Consider the following 18,072-nt stretch of genomic DNA (forward strand, 5'->3'; position numbering starts at 1 on the left):
GCGAGTCCTCCCCAGCGGACTGATTCCGCGGGCTGTCCACCGTTCGGGGCTCCTCGGCTCCGGGCCCGTGGTCCGACTTCGTAGCGTGCTCGGGTGGCCACCGTCCCCGACACCGATCCGCCGTCGCTCCGGCTGCCTCCGCGACGGCGGCTCGGCGTGGGGGCCGTGATCGTGCTGGTGCTGCTCGCCTTCGCGGTGACGGTGGGCATCGGGATCTTCCGCGGCGCAACGGGCGCAGAGACGGTGACGGCGTCGTCCACACCGGCGCCGGACGTGAGCGGGGCACCCGCCGCCGGCGTGTACGTGCACGTCGCCGGTGCCGTCCGCGCGGCCGGCCTCTACCGGCTCGAGGTCGGCGACCGGGTCGCGGATGCCATCGCCCGAGCGGGCGGATTCGCCGACGACGCCGCCCGGGACGGGGTGAACCTGGCGCGCACGGTGACCGATGGCGAGCAGATCGTCGTCCCCGTCGTGGGGGCCGAGCCGACGACCGCGTCGGCGGGCGGCAGCACCGCCGCTTCCGGTCCGCTCGACCTGAACACCGCGACGCGAGAGCAACTCGACGCTCTGCCCCGAATCGGTCCGGCACTGGCCGACCGCATCCTCGCCTGGCGTGAGGAGAACGGCCGCTTCACGAGCGTGGACGACCTGGGATCGGTTCCCGGCATCGGCGACAAGATGCTCGCGAGCCTGCGCGATCTGGTGCGCGTATGAGCGAGCGGAAGGCCCTCCGGAGGCGGGCGTGGCGAACGGTCGCCGTGGCGGTCGGCACGTGGATCGCGGCGGCCGTCACGACCGCGACGCCGGAGGCGGGGCCGGTGGCGGTCGGCCTCGGTCTGGCCGCCGCGGCCGTCGGCGCCGTCTTCGTCCGGTTCCGGCACCCGGTTCTGCTGGTCGCGACGGTCGCGTTGGCGTGCGCCGCCGCCACGGGAGGGACCGTCGCCGCGCTCGCCCCCACGCGCCAGGCCGTCGCCGACCTCGAGGTCAACGGGGGCCGTCATCTGCGCGTGACCGCCACCGTCACCGGGCATGTGTCGGGCAGCGCCGACGGCGGGGCGTGGTTCGACGCGACGGTGACGAGCGTCTCCGCGGGCCAGATCACCGTGCGCGGCGTGATTCCCGCGCGGATCGGTGTCGACGCCGAGGAGCGCGAGCGTCTGTCCGCCGCGGGGCAGGGGAGCGAGGTCGTGGTGTCCGGGCGCGCGATCCCGGCCGATCCGGCCGAACGGGCGATCCTCGTGCTCCGGGCCGACGACGTGGAGCACGCCCCTCCGCCGCGAGGCGTGTGGGCGGCATTCGAGGATCTGCGCGACGGGCTCGTCGCCTCGACCCGAGGACTACCGCAACCCGGCGCCGGTCTCATCCCCGGGCTGGCCGTGGGCGACACGTCGAGCCTCGACCCCGTCACCGAGACGGCGATGAAAGCGTCCTCGCTCTCACACCTCACCGCGGTGTCCGGAGCCAACTGCGCCCTCGCGGTCGGTACGGCCTTCGCACTCCTGGCCGCGTGCGGTGCGCGTCGCTGGGTCCGGGTGACCGGCGCCCTCCTGGTGCTCGCCGGGTTCGTCGTCCTCGTCACGCCCGAGCCGAGCGTGGTGCGGGCCGCGGCGATGAGCGCGATCGGCATCCTGGCCCTCGGGTTCGGCAGACCCACCGTCGGGATCGCCGTCCTCGCCGCCGCGGTCACCGCACTCCTCATCGCCGACCCGTGGCTGTGCCGATCCCTCGGCTTCGCGCTGTCGACCGCGGCCACCGCCGCTCTCCTCGTGCTCGCCCGACCTCTGGCCGACGGACTCGGACGATGGATGCCGCGCCCCCTCGCCCTCGCCCTGGCGGTGCCGACGTCGGCACAACTGGTGTGCGGCCCGCTCATCGTGCTGATCGACCCGCACGTGCCGCTGCTGGGCATCGCGGCGAACCTGCTCGCCGACCCGGCGGCCGCGCCCGCGACGATCGCCGGAGCGCTCGCGTGCGTCGCGCCGTTCCCGTGGCTGCGCGACGGGCTGACGGCTCTGGCGTGGATCCCCGCCGCGTGGATCGCCGGCGTCGCGCACACGACGGCGTCGTCGACGGCCCAGAACCTCCCCTGGCCGGACGGTCTCCCGGGTGCGGCCCTCCTCGCCGTGGTCGGTGCCGCGATCGCGGTCGCGGTCACGCGCCCGCGGCGGGTGCCGCGGTTGACCGCGCTCGCCACCCTGGTCGTCGCGATCCTCGTCGGCGCGGCCGGGGGGACGAGCACGATCCGCACGGTCGCGGGCCCGCTCACCGTGCCGACGACATGGCAGGTGGCCATGTGCGACGTCGGGCAGGGGGATGCCACGCTCTGGCGCTCCGGCGACGCCGTCGCGCTCGTCGACACCGGCCCCGAGCCCGAACCGCTCGCCGCGTGCCTTCAGACGTTCGGGATCGATCGCCTCGACCTGGTCGTCCTCACGCACTTCGACAAAGACCACGTCGGTGGGTCCGCCGCGATCATCGGGAAGGCGGACGCCGTGGTGCACGGACCCACCGGCGAAGCCGCCGACCAGAGGCTGCTCGATCGGTTCCGTACCGGTGGCGCCCGCGTGATCGCCGCCACGATCGGGATGACGGGACAGGTCGGCGACACCCGCTGGCAGGCTCTCGGCCCGCTGCCGGGCACGGAGCCGGGCAACGACGCCAGCGTCGCGATCGACGTCACGGGCACGGGATTCCCCCGCACCGTGATGCTCGGCGACCTCGGTGCCGAGCCCCAAGCCGCCCTGCTCCGCCGCGTCGACGTCCCCCGCGTCGAGATCGTGAAGGTCTCCCACCACGGCAGCGCCGACCAGGACCCCGCCCTCTACGAGCGTCTCCACGCCGACCTCGGGCTGATCGGCGTCGGCGCGGGGAACACGTACGGGCATCCGACGGAGCATCTGCTCGACATCCTGCGGGCGAATGGGACGGTGGCTGCCCGCACCGACACCGACGGCATCCTCGCGGTCTGGCGCGGCGACGAAGGGAAGCTGACGCTGTGGCGCCAGCGGGCGCCGTGATCGCGCGGGCGCTGCGGGGCCGGGTGCCCGCCGGGCGCGGCCGTGCCGGCGCCGCGAACCTACGGGCGCGGAACGGCCACCGCCGGGAGGGGCCGCGCCCCGGCATCCGTGTCCGACCCGGTCGGTAGGCTGGGGGAGTGACCCCGGCACCCCGACGCTCCGCCCCCGCGAAGGCCAAGTCGGCGATCCCGCAGATCGGCTGGCGCACCCCGCAGCCCGCGCCGATCGTGCTCGTCTCAGGTCCCGAAGAGGTGTGCGCCGAGCGCGCGATCGCGGGCGTCCGCGAGTTCCTCAAGAGCGAGGACCCGAGCCTCGAAGTCACCGACGTCCGCGCCGACGACTACACCGCCGGAACCCTGCTCGGCGTCACGTCCCCCTCGCTGTTCGGCGAACCGCGCCTCGTGCGCGTCGGCGGCGTCGAGAAGTGCTCCGACACGTTCCTCACCGAGGCGTTGGCGTACCTCGAGCACCCGCAAGACGGGGCGACCGTCGTCCTGCGGCACACCGGCGCGAGCGTGCGCGGCAAGAAGCTTCTGGATGCCATCCGTGCCGGCCAGGGGAACGGCATCGAGATCGCATGCCCCGCGATCAAGCGCGACTCCGACCGTTTCGACTTCGCCGTCGGCGAGTTCAAGGCCGCGCAGAAGAAGATCGCCCCGGTCGCGCTGCGCTCTCTCGTCTCGGCGTTCGCCGACGACCTCACCGAGCTCGCGGCCGCGTGCCAGCAGCTGATCGCCGACGTCCCCGGCGACATCGACGAGCGCACCGTCGAGCGCTACTACGGCGGCCGCGTCGAGACCTCGGCGTTCACCGTCGCCGACACGGCGATCGCCGGTCACTACGGCCAGGCCCTCCTCGCGCTGCGGCACGCCCTGGCATCCGGAGCCGACCCCGTCCCGCTGGTCGCTGCGGTCGCGATGAAGCTGCGCACGATGGCGCGCGTCGCCGGCAACCGCGAATCGTCGGGCGCGCTGGCACAGCGCCTCGGCATGAAGGACTGGCAGGTCGACCGCGCGCGCCGCGACCTCGTCGGCTGGAGCGCCACGACCCTCGGTATGGCGATCCACGCCACCGCGCGCGCCGACGCCGAGGTGAAGGGCGCCTCGCGCGACGCGGTCTTCGCCCTCGAGCGCATGATCACGATCATCGCGACCCGCCAGCCTTACGGCCGCTGACCGCGCCCGACTCTGATCGCGGGTCCGACGAGGCCGAGCTGGCCGAGGCGGCCAGGGTTTGGGGCGGGATCGGCCGTCTGGGGCGCGGCATTCCTCGCCCCGAACAGAATCTCGCGCCCCAAACCCGCACCGCACCCCAGGCCCGGAAACGACGAAGCCCGCCCCGCGATGCGGGACGGGCTGTCGAAAGGATGCGGCTCAGAGAGCGGCGACCTGCTTCGCGATGGCCGACTTGCGGTTCGCGGCCTGGTTCTGGTGGATGACACCCTTGCTCACGGCCTTGTCGAGCTTCTTGCCGGCGAGGACGAGCGCCTTCTCGGCGGCTTCCTTGTCACCGGCGAGGACGGCCTCGCGCGTGCGACGCACGTGCGTACGCAGCTCGCTCTTGACGGCCTTGTTGCGCTCGCGCGCCTTCTCGTTGGTCTTGTTGCGCTTGATCTGCGACTTGATGTTCGCCACGTTCGACGGTCTTTCGTTTGAGTGAGTGTTGGAAGTGCCGGCCGAGCGGTAGAGGGGCGCTGTACCGGCGATCGTGGAGGTCGGGAAAAACCCCACACGCAAGCCAAGGACCGAGTCTATCAGGTCGTCGCTTCCACCGTGGTGAGCGCCACGTCGAGCAGCGCGTTGAACACCCGCGGTCGCATCGCCGTGACGAGGTGCGTCGTGCGGGGCACCACGATCACCTCCGCATCCCGCGCGATCGACGTGAAGAGCTTCTCATTGGCCCGCAGCTGATCCCACTGCCCGTTGATGAACCACATCGGCACGTCGATCCGACGCAGGGCCGCCAGCAGGTCGAGCACCGACAATGACGCGAGCGCGGTGTCCTGCGCGTCGAAGGCGTATCCGCCCGCACCGAAGTCGTGCCGCGTCTCGGTGGGCAGCGTCCGGTCGAGCACGTAGTTGGTCAACCCGAGGCCCCGGTCGGGCAGACCGTCGAACCGCCGCGCGAGGAAGCGGTACGCCGCGAGCCCGACCCCGCGCGGGATCGAGGTGCAGGACGCCGCGATGAACGCCGCGACCGGCGGTGGATCCTCGCGCCCGACGTAGTCGATGCACAGCAGCCCGCCCATCGAGTGCCCGACGAGCAGCACGGGCCCCCGGGTCGCGGCATCCTGAACCGCCCGGTCGATCGTCGCGAACGCCTCGCCGAGGGTGAAGACCTCGCCGCGGCGGGTTCCGTGCCCCGGCAGATCCACCGCGGTGACGGGGTTGCCGCGTTCTCGCAGGTGCTCGACCTGAGCCCGCCACATGGTCGCGGACGTCCGGATGCCGTGCACGAGCACGACCTGGACCGTCATGGCATCCAGCCTACGAACATCGTCTGTGCAGCGGCTCGGGACGGGGATGTCGCCGGTCGCCCGTAGAATCGACGGAACATGTCACCGCGCGCCCTGAAGCCCCTCGAGCCGTCCGCCACCCCGCCGGCGCAGATCCGCAACTTCTGCATCATCGCCCACATCGACCACGGCAAGTCGACGTTGGCCGACCGCATGCTGCAGATCACCGGCGTCGTCAGCGACCGCGACATGCGCGCGCAGTACCTCGACCGCATGGACATCGAGCGCGAGCGGGGCATCACGATCAAGTCGCAGGCCGTGCGGATGCCGTGGGCGATCGACGGCGAGACGTTCGCCCTGAACATGATCGACACGCCCGGCCACGTCGACTTCACGTACGAGGTCAGCCGTTCGCTCGCCGCGTGCGAGGGCGCGATCCTCCTCGTGGACGCCGCGCAGGGCATCGAGGCGCAGACGCTCGCCAACCTCTACCTCGCGCTCGAGAACGACCTCACGATCATCCCGGTGCTCAACAAGATCGACCTCCCGGCGGCCGATCCCGAGAAGTACGCGGCCGAACTCGCGGGTCTCATCGGCGGCAAGCCGGAAGACGTGCTGCGGGTGAGCGGCAAGACGGGCATGGGCGTCGAAGAGCTGCTCGACCTCATCGTCGAGAAGATCCCGGCCCCCGTCGGCAAGGCCGACGCCCCGGCCCGCGCGATGATCTTCGACTCCGTGTACGACGCCTACCGCGGTGTGGTGACGTATGTCCGCATGGTCGACGGCGCGCTGTCGCCGCGCGAACGCATCCAGATGATGTCGACGACGGCGACGCACGAACTGCTGGAGATCGGTGTCTCGAGCCCCGAGCCGGTTCCCACCAAGGGTCTCGGCGTCGGCGAGGTCGGCTACCTGATCACCGGCGTGAAAGACGTGCGGCAGTCCAAGGTCGGCGACACGATCACCAACCACCGCAAGCCCGCCACCGAAGCCCTCGCCGGATACACCGACCCGAAGCCCATGGTCTTCTCGGGCATCTACCCGATCGACGGCAGCGACTACGCGGAGCTGCGCGAAGCCCTCGACAAGCTCAAGCTCTCCGACGCCTCGCTGCAGTACGAGCCCGAGACCTCGGTCGCGCTCGGCTTCGGCTTCCGCGCCGGCTTCCTGGGGCTCCTGCACCTCGAGATCATCACCGAGCGCCTCTCGCGCGAGTTCGGCCTCGACCTCATCACCACCGCCCCGTCGGTGACGTACGAGGTCACCACCGACACCGGCGAGACGGTCTCGGTCACCAACCCCAGCGAGTACCCCGACGGTCGCGTCGCCTCGGTCTCCGAGCCGATCGTGAAGGTCGGCATCCTGCTGCCGAAGGACTACGTCGGAACGGTCATGGAGCTGTGCCAATCGCGCCGCGGCACGCTGCTCGGCATGGACTACCTCAGCGAAGACCGCGTCGAGCTGCGCTACAACATGCCGCTCGGCGAGATCGTCTTCGACTTCTTCGATCACCTGAAGAGCCGCACGCAGGGCTACGCGAGCCTCGACTACGAACCGGCCGGTCAGCAGACCGCCGACCTGGTCAAGGTCGACATCCTGCTGCAGGGCGAGAAGGTGGATGCCTTCAGCTCGATCGTCCACCGCGAGAAGGCCTACGCGTACGGCACGCTGATGGCCGAGCGCCTGCGCAAGCTCATTCCCCGGCAGCAGTTCGAGGTGCCCATCCAGGCCGCGATCGGTGCCCGCATCATCGCGCGCGAGACCATCCGCGCGATCCGCAAGGACGTGCTCGCCAAGTGCTACGGCGGTGACATCACCCGTAAGCGCAAGCTGCTCGAGAAGCAGAAGGAAGGCAAGAAGCGCATGAAGATGGTGGGCCGCGTCGAGGTGCCGCAGGAGGCGTTCATCGCCGCCCTGTCCGGCGACGTCGAGACCAAGAAGTAGCGCTTACAACCGAGAGGGGTGGATCATGCGCCGGCAAAACTTCACCGACGACACGGTCGACTACGCGGCGGTCGGCGCCACCCAGGCGCACGACCTGATGCAATATCCGCCGGAGCACTCCGTCCCCGCTGAGGACGCGTGGCGGATCGGCAGCGGCGAGGAGCGGTTCGTCGCGGCGGGCGAGCTCCTGCTGTCGTGGGCACCGCTGCGGTCCGAGGAGTTGAGCATCACCGACGTGCGCCCGGCGGCCGACGGCGGCTACTCGGGCGTCGGTTTCGACGCGGAGGGCGCCCCGATCGCCCCCAGCCGTCTCGAGTCCGAGCAGCGGTTCGCAGCCGACGGGACGCCGTTCGTCCGCCCCGGCACGAGCGTCCGCCTGCACGGCAAGGTCGACGGCCACCGCGCCGACGCCCATCTGCGCGTGATCTCGGTGTTCGAAGAGCCGCGGCGCGTGGGTTACATCCTCGGCACGGTCGGACACTCGATCGTCAGCGGCGAGGAACTGTTCTCGGTCGAGTGGCGCGACAACGACGAGGTGTGGTTCGTCGTGCGGGCCTTCGACCGCCCCACGGCACCGTCGTACCGGGTCTTCCTCGGTCTCGTGCGCCGTCGCCGGCGGGCGCTGTTCCAGCGGTACCTGCGGGCGATCTCGCCGCTGTACACGTCCTGATGGGCGGACCGCTCCCGCTCGGCGACCCGGCCCCCGTCGACGGGCGACTGCCCGACGACCTGCCGCTCGATCCCGCCGCCGACTTCGGCGTGTACCTCCACGTCCCGTTCTGCCGGGTGCGCTGCGGCTACTGCGACTTCAACACCTACACCTCCAGCGAGCTCCGCGGTGCGCGCCAGGAGGACTTCGCCGACACGCTGGCCGCCGAGGTGCGCCTGGCGGGCGGGGTGATGGATGCCGCGGGCGGGCGGCGCGCGGCATCCACCGTGTTCTTCGGCGGCGGCACCCCCACGCTGCTGCCACCGGGGGATCTGGCACGGATGCTGGGAGCGGTGCGCGACGAGTTCGGCATCGCCGACGGTGCCGAGGTGACGGTGGAGGCGAACCCCGACACCGTCGACGACCGCGTCGCCGAGACGCTGGCGGCGGCGGGGGTGACCCGACTGTCGATCGGGATGCAGTCCGCGCAGCCGCACGTCCTGGCGGTGCTCGACCGCACCCACGACCCGCGCAATGTCGCGACGGCGGTCGCGTCGGCGCGCCGCGCCGGCCTCGACGTGTCGCTCGACCTCATCTACGGCGCACCGGGGGAGTCGCTCGACGACTGGCGCTCGTCGCTCGAGACGGCGACGGCGCTGCGGCCCGATCACGTCTCGGCGTACGCGCTGATCGTCGAGGACGGCACGAAGCTCGCGCGCCAGATCCGCTCCGGCGTCGTGGCGATGCCGGATGACGACCTGCAGGCCGACATGTACGAGCTCGCCGACGACCTCCTCGGCGGTGCCGGCTACGACTGGTACGAGGTGTCGAACTGGGCGACCGACACGGCCCACCGCTCGCGGCACAACCTCGCGTACTGGCGCGGCACCGACTGGTGGGGCTTCGGCCCGGGCGCGCACAGCCACATCGCCGGACTCCGGTGGTGGAACGTGAAGCATCCCGCGGCGTATGCGCAGCGTCTGGCTGCGGGGGAGTCGCCGGCCGCGGCACGCGAGCGGCCGGACGAGACCGCACGGCGCCTCGAGTCGGTGCTCCTGCGCAGCCGGATCCGCGAGGGGCTGCCGGTGTCCGAACTCCTCGGCGCGGGCCGGAAGGCGGTGGCATCCCTCATCGCCGACGGCCTCGTCGAAGGACCGGATGCCGTGCGCGGGCGCATCGTGCTCACGCGTCGGGGCCGACTGCTCGCCGACGCCGTCGTCCGCGCCCTCACCGCCTGAGCGCGCTTCCGGCTCCACGGCGGGCGGGTGCTCTAGAATTGGCACTCAGGTGACCGGAGTGCCAGGAGAAGGGAGCAGGCCATGGTGTCCGAACGCGGCTTGCAAGTGCTCCGCGCGATCGTCCAGGACTACGTCGACACGCGCGAACCCGTCGGCAGCAAGGCGATCGTCGAGCGGCACGCCTTCGGGGTGTCGGCGGCGACCATCCGCAACGACATGGCGCTGCTGGAGGACGAAGACCTCATCGTCGCTCCCCACACATCGTCGGGGCGCGTACCCACCGACAAGGGCTACCGCGTCTTCGTCGATCACCTCGCCGAGCTCCGCCCGCTCTCGTCGGCGCAGCGGAGCGCCATCACGTCCTTCCTCGACGAGGCCGGCGACCTCGACGACCTCCTCGCGCGGACGGTGCGCGCGCTGACGCAGCTGACCGGCCAGGTCGCGATCGTGCAGTACCCCTCGTTCGCCCGCGCCAACCTCTCGCACGTGGAGCTGGTCGCCCTCGGCGGCCCCCGTGTGCTGGTCATCCTCGTCACCGACACCGGCCGTGTCTCCCAGCGGATCGCCCTGGTCCCGTTCGAGCCGTCCGAGAGCGACATCGTCCAACTGCGGGCGCGGGTGGGCGCGCTGCTCGTGGGCCGCAGCGTCGCCGACTGCGCGCAGACGGTCGCGACGACCGACGGGCCGCGACCCGGCAACGCGCTCGACGCGATCGCCGATGCGGTGCTCCGCGTCGTCGGCGAAGAGCTCGAGGAATTCCGTCAGGACCGCCTGGTCATGGCGGGCGCGGCGACCCTCGCCAAACGCGAATCCGACTTCCGCGGCAGCATCTACCCGCTTCTCGAGGCCATCGAGGAACAGGTCACGCTGCTCCGGCTCATGACCGAGATGGTGGCCGACGAGCAGGGTCTTTCGGCCAGCATCGGCCGCGAGAACGAACCGTTCGGTCTGGTGGAGGCATCCGTCCTCGCGAGCCGGTACGACGGTTCCGCGGGCGGCGCGCGCGTGGGCCTGCTGGGCCCCATGCGCATGGACTACTCCTCCAACCTCGCGGCGGTCCGCGCCGTCGCGCACTACCTCACCCGGATGCTCGAAGACGACGACACCGCTCGTTGACGAGGACCGCACGGAAACGGAACGACCCCGCGTGAGCGGGCAGGAAGGCGATTGTGGCTGACCACTACGAGGTCCTCGGCGTCGCGCGCGACGCCGGCCCCGACGACATCAAGCGTGCGTACCGGCGTCTCGCGCGCGAGCTCCACCCGGACGTGAACCCGGGCGAGGACGCGTCCGAACGGTTCAAGCTCGTCACCCACGCCTACGACGTGCTGAGCGACCCCGAGCAGCGTCGCCGCTACGACATGGGCGGCGACCAGAACCCCTTCGGCGGCGGCGGAGCGGCCGGCTTCGGCGGCTTCAGCGACATCTTCGAGACGTTCTTCGGCGGCGCACAGGGCGGGGGCGGGCGCGGCCCGCGTCCCCGGTCCCGTCGCGAGCGCGGGCAGGACGCTCTCGTCCGCGTCACGCTCGAGCTCGGCGACGTCGTCTTCGGCGTGCACCGCGACCTCGAGGTCGACACCGCGGTCCTGTGCGAGACCTGCCAGGGCGCGTGCACGCAGCCCGGGACGGGCGAGGTCACCTGCGACATCTGCCACGGGTCGGGACACGTGCAGCGCACGGTCCGCAGCCTCCTCGGCAACGTGGTGACGAGCCAGCCCTGCAGCGTCTGCCAGGGCCACGGCACGACGATCCCGTACCCCTGCGGAACGTGCCAGGGTCAGGGGCGCGTCCGCGCCCGCCGCACGGTGTCGGTCGACATCCCCGCCGGCGTCGAGACGGGCCTGCGCCTGCAGCTCCCCGGCTCGGGCGAGGTCGGTCCCGCGGGCGGCCCGAACGGCGACCTGTACCTCGAGATCACCGTCGAGTCGCACGACGCCTTCAGCCGCGAGGGCGACGACCTGCTCGCGACCCTCGAGGTCTCGATGCCGGATGCCATCCTCGGCACCGCCACGACGATCGAGTCGCTCGACGGCAGCGTCGACCTCGAGGTGCGACCGGGCGTGCAGTCCGGTGACGTGCTGACGATCAAGGGCCGGGGCATCACGCCGCTGCGCGGCAGCCAGCGCGGCGATCTGAAGATCGGCGTGCACGTGGTGACCCCGACACGACTGGACCACAAGGAGCGCGCCCTCATCGAGGAGTTCGCCAAGCGCACGAAGGCCCCCCAGCCGCGCCTGGCCGAGCACCAGCAGGGCCTGTTCTCGAAGTTCCGCGACCGCTTCCGGCACTGACCGTGGCGCTGCACTTCGTCACGGACGACGCCGCGGCCGCGAGCGTCGGCGACGCCGTCGTGTTGACCGGTCCGGAGGCGCACCACGCCGCCGCGGTCCGGCGCGTGCGCGTCGACGAGGCGGTGACGCTCGGCGACGGGCGCGGCGTGTGGCTCGACGGTGTCGTGACGGCCGCGACGCCCAAGCAGGTGGACGTGCGGGTCACCGCGCGCGTCGAGGTTCCCGCACCGTCGCCGCGCATCGTCCTCGTGCAAGCGCTCGCGAAGGGCGACCGGGACGAGCTCGCGGTGCAGGCGGCGACCGAGCTGGGAGTCGACGCGATCGTCCCCTGGCAGGCCGCGCGGAGCGTCTCGCGGTGGGATGCCAAGGCCGAGAAGGGCCTCGCCCGCTGGCGCGCGATCGTCCGCGAGGCGGCGAAGCAGGCGCATCGCGCGTGGATCCCCGAGGTAGAGGGCGTCGCACGTCTGTCGGATCTGATCGCGCGGGCGGGCGACGCGCACGTTCTCGTGTTGGAGCCGTCCGCCGTCGAGAGGCTGACCGCTGTGGCATCCGATTCGTCCGACGATCGTGACGTCGTGCTCGTCGTCGGCCCCGAGGGCGGCATCGCGCCCGAGGAGCTCGACGCGCTGCGGGCGGTGGGTGCCCGGCTCGTCCGCCTCGGCGACACGGTGCTGCGCACCTCGACAGCGGGCGCGGCGGCGATCTCCGTGCTCTCCGCAGCGACGGGACGCTGGTAGCGCCTCCTCCCGGCCCGGCGCCGGACCCCGTCGATAGACTGGATGCCATGACCGAGCCGTCGATCTTCACGCGCATCCTCCAGGGCGAGATCCCCGCCGAGATCGTCGCCGAGACCGAGAACGCTTTCGCGATCCGCGACATCGCGCCGCAGGCGCCGGTACACCTGCTGGTGATCCCCAAGACCGAGCAGTACCGCAACGTCGTGGAACTGGCCGCCGGCGACCCCGACCTTCTGACCGAGATCGTGGGGCTCGCGAACTCCCTGGCCGCCGAGCACGCCGACGGCGACTTCCGACTCGTCTTCAACACCGGCGCCGGTGCCGGTCAGACGGTCTTCCATGTACACGCCCACGTTCTCGCGGGCGGACTGAACGAAAAGAGCACGGGTGGCTGATTCCCCCGAAGAACCCGTCGTCGAGCGTCTGTACGCCGACGGCGTCGCCATGGTCCAGCTCCTGGGCCCCCACGACCGACTGCTGCGCGTGGTCGAGAAGGAGCACCCCGACGTCGACGTCCACGTGCGCGGCAACGAGATCACCCTCACCGGGGGCGCATCGGCCGTGGCCGCGGCGAAGGGTCTCGTCGAGGAGCTCCTCACGATGACCCGCAACGGCCAGGGCCTCGACCCGTCCGACGTCTCGAGCTCCAGCCGCATCCTCCGCTCCGACGGCGGGCCCCGCCCGTCCGAGGTGCTCGGCGAGGCGATCCTGTCGTCGCGCGGCAAGGTCATCCGCCCCAAGACCCTGGGGCAGAAGGCGTACGTCGACGCGATCGAAGAGAACACGATCGTCTTCGGCATCGGCCCCGCCGGTACCGGCAAGACCTACCTCGCGATGGCGAAGGCCGTGCAGGCGTTGCAGCGCAAAGAGGTCAGCCGCATCATCCTCACGCGTCCCGCCGTCGAGGCGGGGGAGCGCCTGGGGTTCCTCCCGGGCAGCCTCACCGACAAGATCGACCCGTACCTGCGCCCGCTGTACGACGCGCTCAACGAGATGATGGACCCCGACATCGTCCCGAAGCTCATGGCGACGGGCACCATCGAGGTCGCGCCCCTGGCGTACATGCGCGGCCGCACGCTCAACGACTCGTTCGTCGTGCTCGACGAGGCGCAGAACACCACGCCCGAGCAGATGAAGATGTTCCTCACGCGTCTCGGGTTCGGCACGCGCATGGTGGTCACGGGTGACATCACGCAGATCGACCTGCCGCAGGGCGCGTCCGGGCTGAGGCTGGTCACGCGGGTGCTCGGCGACATCGACGACATCCACTTCTCGTATCTCACGAGCGCCGACGTCGTGCGTCACACGCTCGTCGGCCGTATCGTCGATGCGTACAGCGAATACGACGAGAAGCGTCTCGTGGCCCGCCGCGAACGCGACGAGGCATCCGAATTCGCCAGCCGTGCCGAACGCCGTAGCGCCGCCCGTCCCGCGGGTCCGCGCGATCACCTCCCGAGACGAAACCGCTCATGACCATCGAGATCAACAACGAATCCGGCCACGACGTCGACGAGCAGGTACTGCTGCGTCTGATGGAGTACAACCTCGCCGAGCTCCACGTGAGCCCGGACGCCGACGTCGCCATCGTGCTCGTCGACGAGGGGGCGATGGAGTCCCTCCACGTGCAGTGGATGGACGAGCCGGGCCCGACCGACGTGCTGAGCTTCCCGATGGACGAGCTGCGCCCCGGGACCGAGGACTCGCCCACCCCCGCGGGCCTCCTCGGCGACATCGTGCTGTGCCCCGCCGTGGCCGAGACCCAGGCCGTCACCGCGAAGCACTCCACGCAGGACGAACTGATCCTCCTCACCACTCACGGGCTTCTGCACCTCCTCGGCTTCGACCACGCCGAACCCGACGAGGAGCGCGAGATGTTCGGCCTGCAGCGCGAGCTCATCACCGGTTTCCAGGCCGTCGAGCGCCGCCGCCGCGCATGACCGCGGCCCTCCTCCTCGTCGCCGCCCTCGTCCTCGTCGCCTTCGGCGGCTTCATGGCGGCGTCCGAGGCGGCCCTGGGGGTCACCTCCCGAGCCGATCTGGCCGAACTCGGCGCGGGAGGGCGCAACGCCCGCGCGCTCCAGCGGATCGCCGACGACCCGAGCGCGCACGTCACGGCCGTGGTGTTCATCCGCGTGCTGGCCGAGACCACCGCGGCCGTCCTCGTCGCGGCGGCGTTCATGCTCCTGTTCGACAACATCTGGCTGGCCCTGATCGCGGCGGCCGTCCTCATGACCGGCATCTCGTTCGTGGTCGTGGGCGCGAGCCCGCGGGCGGTGGGTCGTCAGCACGCCACCGGCCTGCTGCGGGGCGGGGCGCCGATCATCCGGGGCATGCGCATCCTGCTCGGGCCGCTCGCGCACGGGCTCGTCGCGGTCGGCGACCGCATCACGCCGGGCCTCGCCCGCTCGACGTCGTTCGCGTCGGAGGAGCAGCTCCTGAGCATCATCGACGAGGCCGCCGAGAACGAGCTCATCGAAGAGGACGATCGCGAACTCATCCACTCGGTGTTCGATTTCACCGACCGCTACGTGCGCGAGGTCATGGTGCCGCGCACCGACATGGTGACGGTGGATGCCGCGGCCACGACCCGCGAGGCGCTCGCCCTGTTCCTCGACAAGGGCGTGTCCCGCGTGCCCCTCGCCGACGACGAGGCCGACGACATCGTCGGCATGCTGTACCTGAAGGACCTCGTGCAGTTCGCGTTCCGCGAGGAGGAGGGCTGGCGCGACGCGCCGATCCGCCGGATCGCCCGCCCGGCGGTGTTCGTCCCCGAGACGATGAAGGCCGAGACCCTGCTCCAGCAGATGAAGAAGGATGCCGTGCACGTGTGCCTCGCCGTCGACGAGTACGGCGGTGTCTCGGGGCTCGTCACGCTGGAGGATCTCATCGAGGAGCTCGTGGGCGACATCTCCGACGAGTACGACGCGCCCTCGACGGAGGTCGTGCCGCTGGAGGACGGCCGCTACCGCGTGAGCGCGCGCCTCGGTCTCGACGAGGTCGGCGACCTGTTCGGCCTGGAACTCGACGACGAGGACGTGGATTCGATCGGCGGCCTGCTGGGCAAGGCGCTCGGCCGGATCCCGCAGCCCGGCGCCACCGCTGAGCACTCCGGCCTGGTCATGACCGGCGGCGCGTCCCGGGGGCGCAACCGCGGCATCGCGACGGTAATCGTCGAGCGGGCCGACGACGATGAGGAAGACGACGAGACGGCGCCCGCGGGCTCCGCTCGCGAGAGGAACGACAGATGAGCGCCACCCGATCCGGCTTCGTGACCTTCGTCGGTCGCCCCAACGTGGGGAAGTCCACCCTGACGAACGCCCTGGTGGGCGAGAAGGTCGCCATCACGAGCGACAAGCCGCAGACGACGCGTCGCGCGATCCGCGGCATCGTCAACCGCCCCGGGGGCCAGCTCGTCGTGGTCGACACGCCCGGCATCCATCGCCCGCGCACGCTACTGGGCCAGCGCCTCAACGACCTGGTCGAGCAGGTGCTCGGCGATGTCGACGTCATCGCGTTCTGCGTCCCCGCGACCGAGAAGGTCGGTCCCGGAGACCGGCGCATCGCCGAATCCCTGTCGGGATACCCGCGGGCGAAGAAGGTCGCCCTGGTGACGAAGACGGATGCCGCGAGCCGCGAGCAGATCACCGAGCGGCTCATCGAGGTCGACGCGCTGCGCGAGGACTGGGCGGCCGTGATCCCCCTGTCGGCCGTGACGCGGGATCAGCTCGACGTGCTGAGCGACGAGCTGCTCTCGCTGATGCCCGAGGGGCCGGCGCTCTACCCCGACGACGTCGTCACCGATGAGTCGCTCGAGGACCGGATCGCCGAGATCATCCGTGAGGCGGCTCTCGACGGCGTGCGCGACGAGCTGCCGCACTCCATCGCCGTGACCATCGAGGACGTCGCACCGCGAGAGGGCACCGACCTCACCGACGTCTTCGCCAACATCGTGGTCGAGCGCGACAGCCAGAAGGCCATCATCATCGGCCACAAGGGTTCGCGACTCGCCGGCGTCGGCGCCCGCGCGCGGAAGGGCATCGAGCCGCTCGTGGGAAGTCGGGTATACCTGTCCCTGCACGTGCGCGTGGCCAAGGAATGGCAGCGCGACCCCAAGCAGCTCGGTCGACTCGGGTTCTGAGCAGGCCCTCCGCGACGAGAGGACGACGATCATGGCGAAGCAGTGGCGGGCGCACCAGCCCGGTCCGGTGGAGGACTGGACGTTCGACGAGGTCGAGGTGCCGGCACCCGGTCCCGGTGAGGTCACGGTCCGCGTCCGCGCGGCCGGGATCAACCCCGCGGATGCCAAGCACGTCGCGTCCGCGCGTCCGGGGGTCGAGTTCCCCGTCGCCATCGGGTACGAGCTGTCCGGGGAGATCACCGCGGTCGGCCCCGACGCGGTCGGCGGTTCGGGCGAGCTCGCGATCGGCGACGAGGTCGTCGCGTTCCGCGTCCAGGGCGCCTACGCGACCGAGCTGAACGTCCCCGCGCGCGACGTCTTCGCCAAGCCCGCGACGCTGTCACACGCCGAGGCCGCGAATCTGCTGCTCGCCGGCACGACCGCGGCCGAGATGATCCAGGTCACGCGCGCCGCCGAGGGCGAGACCGTGCTGCTGCACGCCGCGTCCGGCGCCGTGGGCGTGAGTCTGTTGCAGCAGGCGCGGGTGCTCGGCATCCGCGTGATCGGCACGGTCGGACCCGACTCCGCGGAGTCCGCGGAACGCGTCCGTCGGTACGGCGGGATCCCGGTGGCTTACGGAGACGGACTCGAGGAGCGGGTCGTCGAGGCGGCCGCGGGCGCGCCGATCGCCGCGGCGTGGGACGCCGTCGGCACCGACGAGGCGATCGACGTCTCGCTCGCGCTCGTCGCGGAGCGCGACCGCATCGTCACGATCGTGGCGCCGCAGCGTGCCAAATCGGACGGCATCCTGTGGGTCGCCGGCGCCCGTCCGGAGAGCGCCCGGTTCCGCGACATCGCCCGGCCCCGCATCCTGGAGCTCGCGGCATCCGGGGATCTCGAAGTCCCCGTCGCGCGCACGTTCCCGCTGACCGACGCGAAGGACGCCGTGCAGTTCGTGATGCAGGGCCACCCCGGCGGCAAGGTCGCGCTGCTGCCGTGACCGGGTCTCCGTTCGTGCTCCCTCCTGCGCCCGCGCGCGTCGATGTCGTGCGCGAACGCGTGCGGCTGCGCCCCCTCGAGGACGCCGATATCGACGCGATGGTCGTGTACCGAGGCGACCCCGACGTGTGCCGTTTCCTCCCCTTCGAACCGCAGAGCCCGGACGACATCCGTGAGCGGATCGGCCACCTCTTCGGCGGAACGAGCCTCGATGGCGAGCGCGGGGGACTGGTGGTCGCGATCGAGCGCCTCGACGACGGCGCCGTGGTCGGCGATCTCGTGCTGTTCCACCTCGACCCGGCCTCGGGCACCGCCGAGATCGGGTGGGTCGTGAACCCGGCCGCCGCCGGACGGGGTCTGGCGACCGAGGCCGTCCGCGCCCTCGTCGACACCGCGTTCTCGGTGTACGGGTTGCGGCGCCTGGTCGCCCGCATCGACCCCGACAACGTGCGATCGGTCGCCCTGGCCGAACGTCTCGGCATGCGGCGCGAAGCGCATCTCGTCGAGAGCGGGTGGTTCAAGGACCGGTGGAGCGACGAGGTCGACTACGCGGTGCTGGCGCGCGAGTGGACGCCGATCGCGTAAGGCGCGGCGCGCGCGGGTGCTACCATCGCAGAATGCGCTTC

Annotated in this window: 18 protein-coding genes; 16 read left to right on the forward strand and 2 right to left on the reverse strand. The window is 71.5% G+C overall.

The genetic code is table 11. The annotated features are described in order from the left end of the window. Window positions 1–93 precede the first annotated feature (93 nt). The 3 genes from QM517_RS04020 (at window position 94) to holA (ending at window position 4,192) form a co-directional block, all read left to right on the forward strand. Complete coding sequence (locus QM517_RS04020; RefSeq protein ID WP_283285367.1) at window positions 94–714, forward strand: helix-hairpin-helix domain-containing protein; 621 nt, start codon at window positions 94–96, stop codon at window positions 712–714. Next, window positions 711–3,017 carry a ComEC/Rec2 family competence protein gene (locus QM517_RS04025; protein ID WP_283285368.1) on the forward strand — a complete coding sequence of 769 codons (2,307 nt, stop codon included), beginning with the start codon at window positions 711–713 and terminating at the stop codon, window positions 3,015–3,017. The genes QM517_RS04020 and QM517_RS04025 overlap by 4 nt, the downstream gene beginning before the upstream one ends. Before the next feature lie 137 nt (window positions 3,018–3,154). Beyond that, a complete protein-coding gene (gene holA / locus QM517_RS04030; protein WP_283285369.1) occupies window positions 3,155–4,192 on the forward strand; it encodes a DNA polymerase III subunit delta in 1,038 nt (345 codons plus the stop codon). 198 nt (window positions 4,193–4,390) lie between these two features. On the opposite strand, the gene rpsT is transcribed toward holA, so the two are convergent. Continuing rightward, complete coding sequence (gene rpsT, locus QM517_RS04035) at window positions 4,391–4,651, reverse strand: 30S ribosomal protein S20 (RefSeq protein ID WP_077051536.1); 261 nt, start codon at window positions 4,649–4,651, stop codon at window positions 4,391–4,393. A gap of 119 nt (window positions 4,652–4,770) precedes the next feature. Next, window positions 4,771–5,493 (reverse strand): alpha/beta hydrolase, encoded by a 723-nt coding sequence (locus QM517_RS04040; RefSeq protein ID WP_283285370.1) that lies wholly within the window; start codon window positions 5,491–5,493, stop codon window positions 4,771–4,773. Window positions 5,494–5,571: 78 nt separating this feature from the next. On the opposite strand from QM517_RS04040, the gene lepA reads away from it, so the two are divergent. The 13 genes from lepA to QM517_RS04105 all read left to right on the forward strand — a co-directional run bounded on the left by lepA (window position 5,572) and on the right by QM517_RS04105 (window position 18,031). After that, the gene (lepA, locus tag QM517_RS04045; RefSeq protein ID WP_077051534.1) at window positions 5,572–7,416 is read left to right on the forward strand and encodes a translation elongation factor 4; all 1,845 of its coding nucleotides are present in this window, start codon (window positions 5,572–5,574) and stop codon (window positions 7,414–7,416) included. Window positions 7,417–7,441: 25 nt separating this feature from the next. Next, complete coding sequence (locus QM517_RS04050) at window positions 7,442–8,086, forward strand: DUF1990 family protein (RefSeq protein ID WP_077051533.1); 645 nt, start codon at window positions 7,442–7,444, stop codon at window positions 8,084–8,086. Then, the gene (gene hemW / locus QM517_RS04055; protein WP_283285371.1) at window positions 8,086–9,303 is read left to right on the forward strand and encodes a radical SAM family heme chaperone HemW; all 1,218 of its coding nucleotides are present in this window, start codon (window positions 8,086–8,088) and stop codon (window positions 9,301–9,303) included. The genes QM517_RS04050 and hemW overlap by 1 nt, the downstream gene beginning before the upstream one ends. A gap of 81 nt (window positions 9,304–9,384) precedes the next feature. Further along, a complete protein-coding gene (gene hrcA / locus QM517_RS04060; protein ID WP_160897393.1) occupies window positions 9,385–10,419 on the forward strand; it encodes a heat-inducible transcriptional repressor HrcA in 1,035 nt (344 codons plus the stop codon). Between the two features lie 53 nt (window positions 10,420–10,472). Then, the gene (dnaJ, locus tag QM517_RS04065; RefSeq protein WP_283285374.1) at window positions 10,473–11,594 is read left to right on the forward strand and encodes a molecular chaperone DnaJ; all 1,122 of its coding nucleotides are present in this window, start codon (window positions 10,473–10,475) and stop codon (window positions 11,592–11,594) included. A 2-nt stretch (window positions 11,595–11,596) separates the two neighbouring features. Beyond that, on the forward strand, window positions 11,597–12,331 hold the full coding sequence (locus QM517_RS04070) for a 16S rRNA (uracil(1498)-N(3))-methyltransferase (protein WP_283285375.1): 735 nt from the start codon (window positions 11,597–11,599) through the stop codon (window positions 12,329–12,331). A 47-nt stretch (window positions 12,332–12,378) separates the two neighbouring features. Continuing rightward, a complete protein-coding gene (locus QM517_RS04075) occupies window positions 12,379–12,726 on the forward strand; it encodes an HIT domain-containing protein (protein WP_283285377.1) in 348 nt (115 codons plus the stop codon). 49 nt (window positions 12,727–12,775) lie between these two features. After that, window positions 12,776–13,804, forward strand: coding sequence for a PhoH family protein (locus QM517_RS04080; protein WP_139340754.1), 1,029 nt, complete (start codon window positions 12,776–12,778; stop codon window positions 13,802–13,804). After that, window positions 13,801–14,268: an rRNA maturation RNase YbeY gene (gene ybeY, locus QM517_RS04085; protein WP_077051526.1), complete on the forward strand. Its 468-nt coding sequence runs from the start codon at window positions 13,801–13,803 to the stop codon at window positions 14,266–14,268. Before QM517_RS04080 ends, ybeY begins: the two co-directional genes overlap by 4 nt. Beyond that, a complete protein-coding gene (locus tag QM517_RS04090) occupies window positions 14,265–15,578 on the forward strand; it encodes a hemolysin family protein (RefSeq protein WP_077051525.1) in 1,314 nt (437 codons plus the stop codon). Before ybeY ends, QM517_RS04090 begins: the two co-directional genes overlap by 4 nt. After that, window positions 15,575–16,468, forward strand: coding sequence for a GTPase Era (era, locus tag QM517_RS04095; RefSeq protein ID WP_077051524.1), 894 nt, complete (start codon window positions 15,575–15,577; stop codon window positions 16,466–16,468). Before QM517_RS04090 ends, era begins: the two co-directional genes overlap by 4 nt. Window positions 16,469–16,499: 31 nt before the next feature. After that, on the forward strand, window positions 16,500–17,447 hold the full coding sequence (locus QM517_RS04100; RefSeq protein ID WP_283285380.1) for a quinone oxidoreductase family protein: 948 nt from the start codon (window positions 16,500–16,502) through the stop codon (window positions 17,445–17,447). Next, window positions 17,444–18,031, forward strand: coding sequence for a GNAT family N-acetyltransferase (locus tag QM517_RS04105; protein WP_283285382.1), 588 nt, complete (start codon window positions 17,444–17,446; stop codon window positions 18,029–18,031). Before QM517_RS04100 ends, QM517_RS04105 begins: the two co-directional genes overlap by 4 nt. The last annotated feature ends 41 nt before the right edge of the window (window positions 18,032–18,072 follow it).

The organism is Microbacterium sp. IEGM 1404 (genome assembly GCF_030056775.1).
In the GTDB taxonomy this organism is placed as follows: domain Bacteria; phylum Actinomycetota; class Actinomycetes; order Actinomycetales; family Microbacteriaceae; genus Microbacterium.

Bases quoted from the DNA above. Each gene is read 5' to 3' on its own strand.
- QM517_RS04025 (WP_283285368.1), top strand. From the start codon at position 711: ATGAGCGAGCGGAAGGCCCTCCGGAGGCGGGCGTGGCGAACGGTCGCC.
- QM517_RS04040 (WP_283285370.1), bottom strand. From the start codon at position 5,493: ATGACGGTCCAGGTCGTGCTCGTGCACGGCATCCGGACGTCCGCGACC.
- lepA (WP_077051534.1), top strand. From the start codon at position 5,572: ATGTCACCGCGCGCCCTGAAGCCCCTCGAGCCGTCCGCCACCCCGCCG.
- QM517_RS04050 (WP_077051533.1), top strand. From the start codon at position 7,442: ATGCGCCGGCAAAACTTCACCGACGACACGGTCGACTACGCGGCGGTC.
- hemW (WP_283285371.1), top strand. From the start codon at position 8,086: ATGGGCGGACCGCTCCCGCTCGGCGACCCGGCCCCCGTCGACGGGCGA.
- hrcA (WP_160897393.1), top strand. From the start codon at position 9,385: ATGGTGTCCGAACGCGGCTTGCAAGTGCTCCGCGCGATCGTCCAGGAC.
- QM517_RS04075 (WP_283285377.1), top strand. From the start codon at position 12,379: ATGACCGAGCCGTCGATCTTCACGCGCATCCTCCAGGGCGAGATCCCC.
- QM517_RS04080 (WP_139340754.1), top strand. From the start codon at position 12,776: ATGGTCCAGCTCCTGGGCCCCCACGACCGACTGCTGCGCGTGGTCGAG.
- ybeY (WP_077051526.1), top strand. From the start codon at position 13,801: ATGACCATCGAGATCAACAACGAATCCGGCCACGACGTCGACGAGCAG.
- QM517_RS04090 (WP_077051525.1), top strand. From the start codon at position 14,265: ATGACCGCGGCCCTCCTCCTCGTCGCCGCCCTCGTCCTCGTCGCCTTC.
- era (WP_077051524.1), top strand. From the start codon at position 15,575: ATGAGCGCCACCCGATCCGGCTTCGTGACCTTCGTCGGTCGCCCCAAC.
- QM517_RS04100 (WP_283285380.1), top strand. From the start codon at position 16,500: ATGGCGAAGCAGTGGCGGGCGCACCAGCCCGGTCCGGTGGAGGACTGG.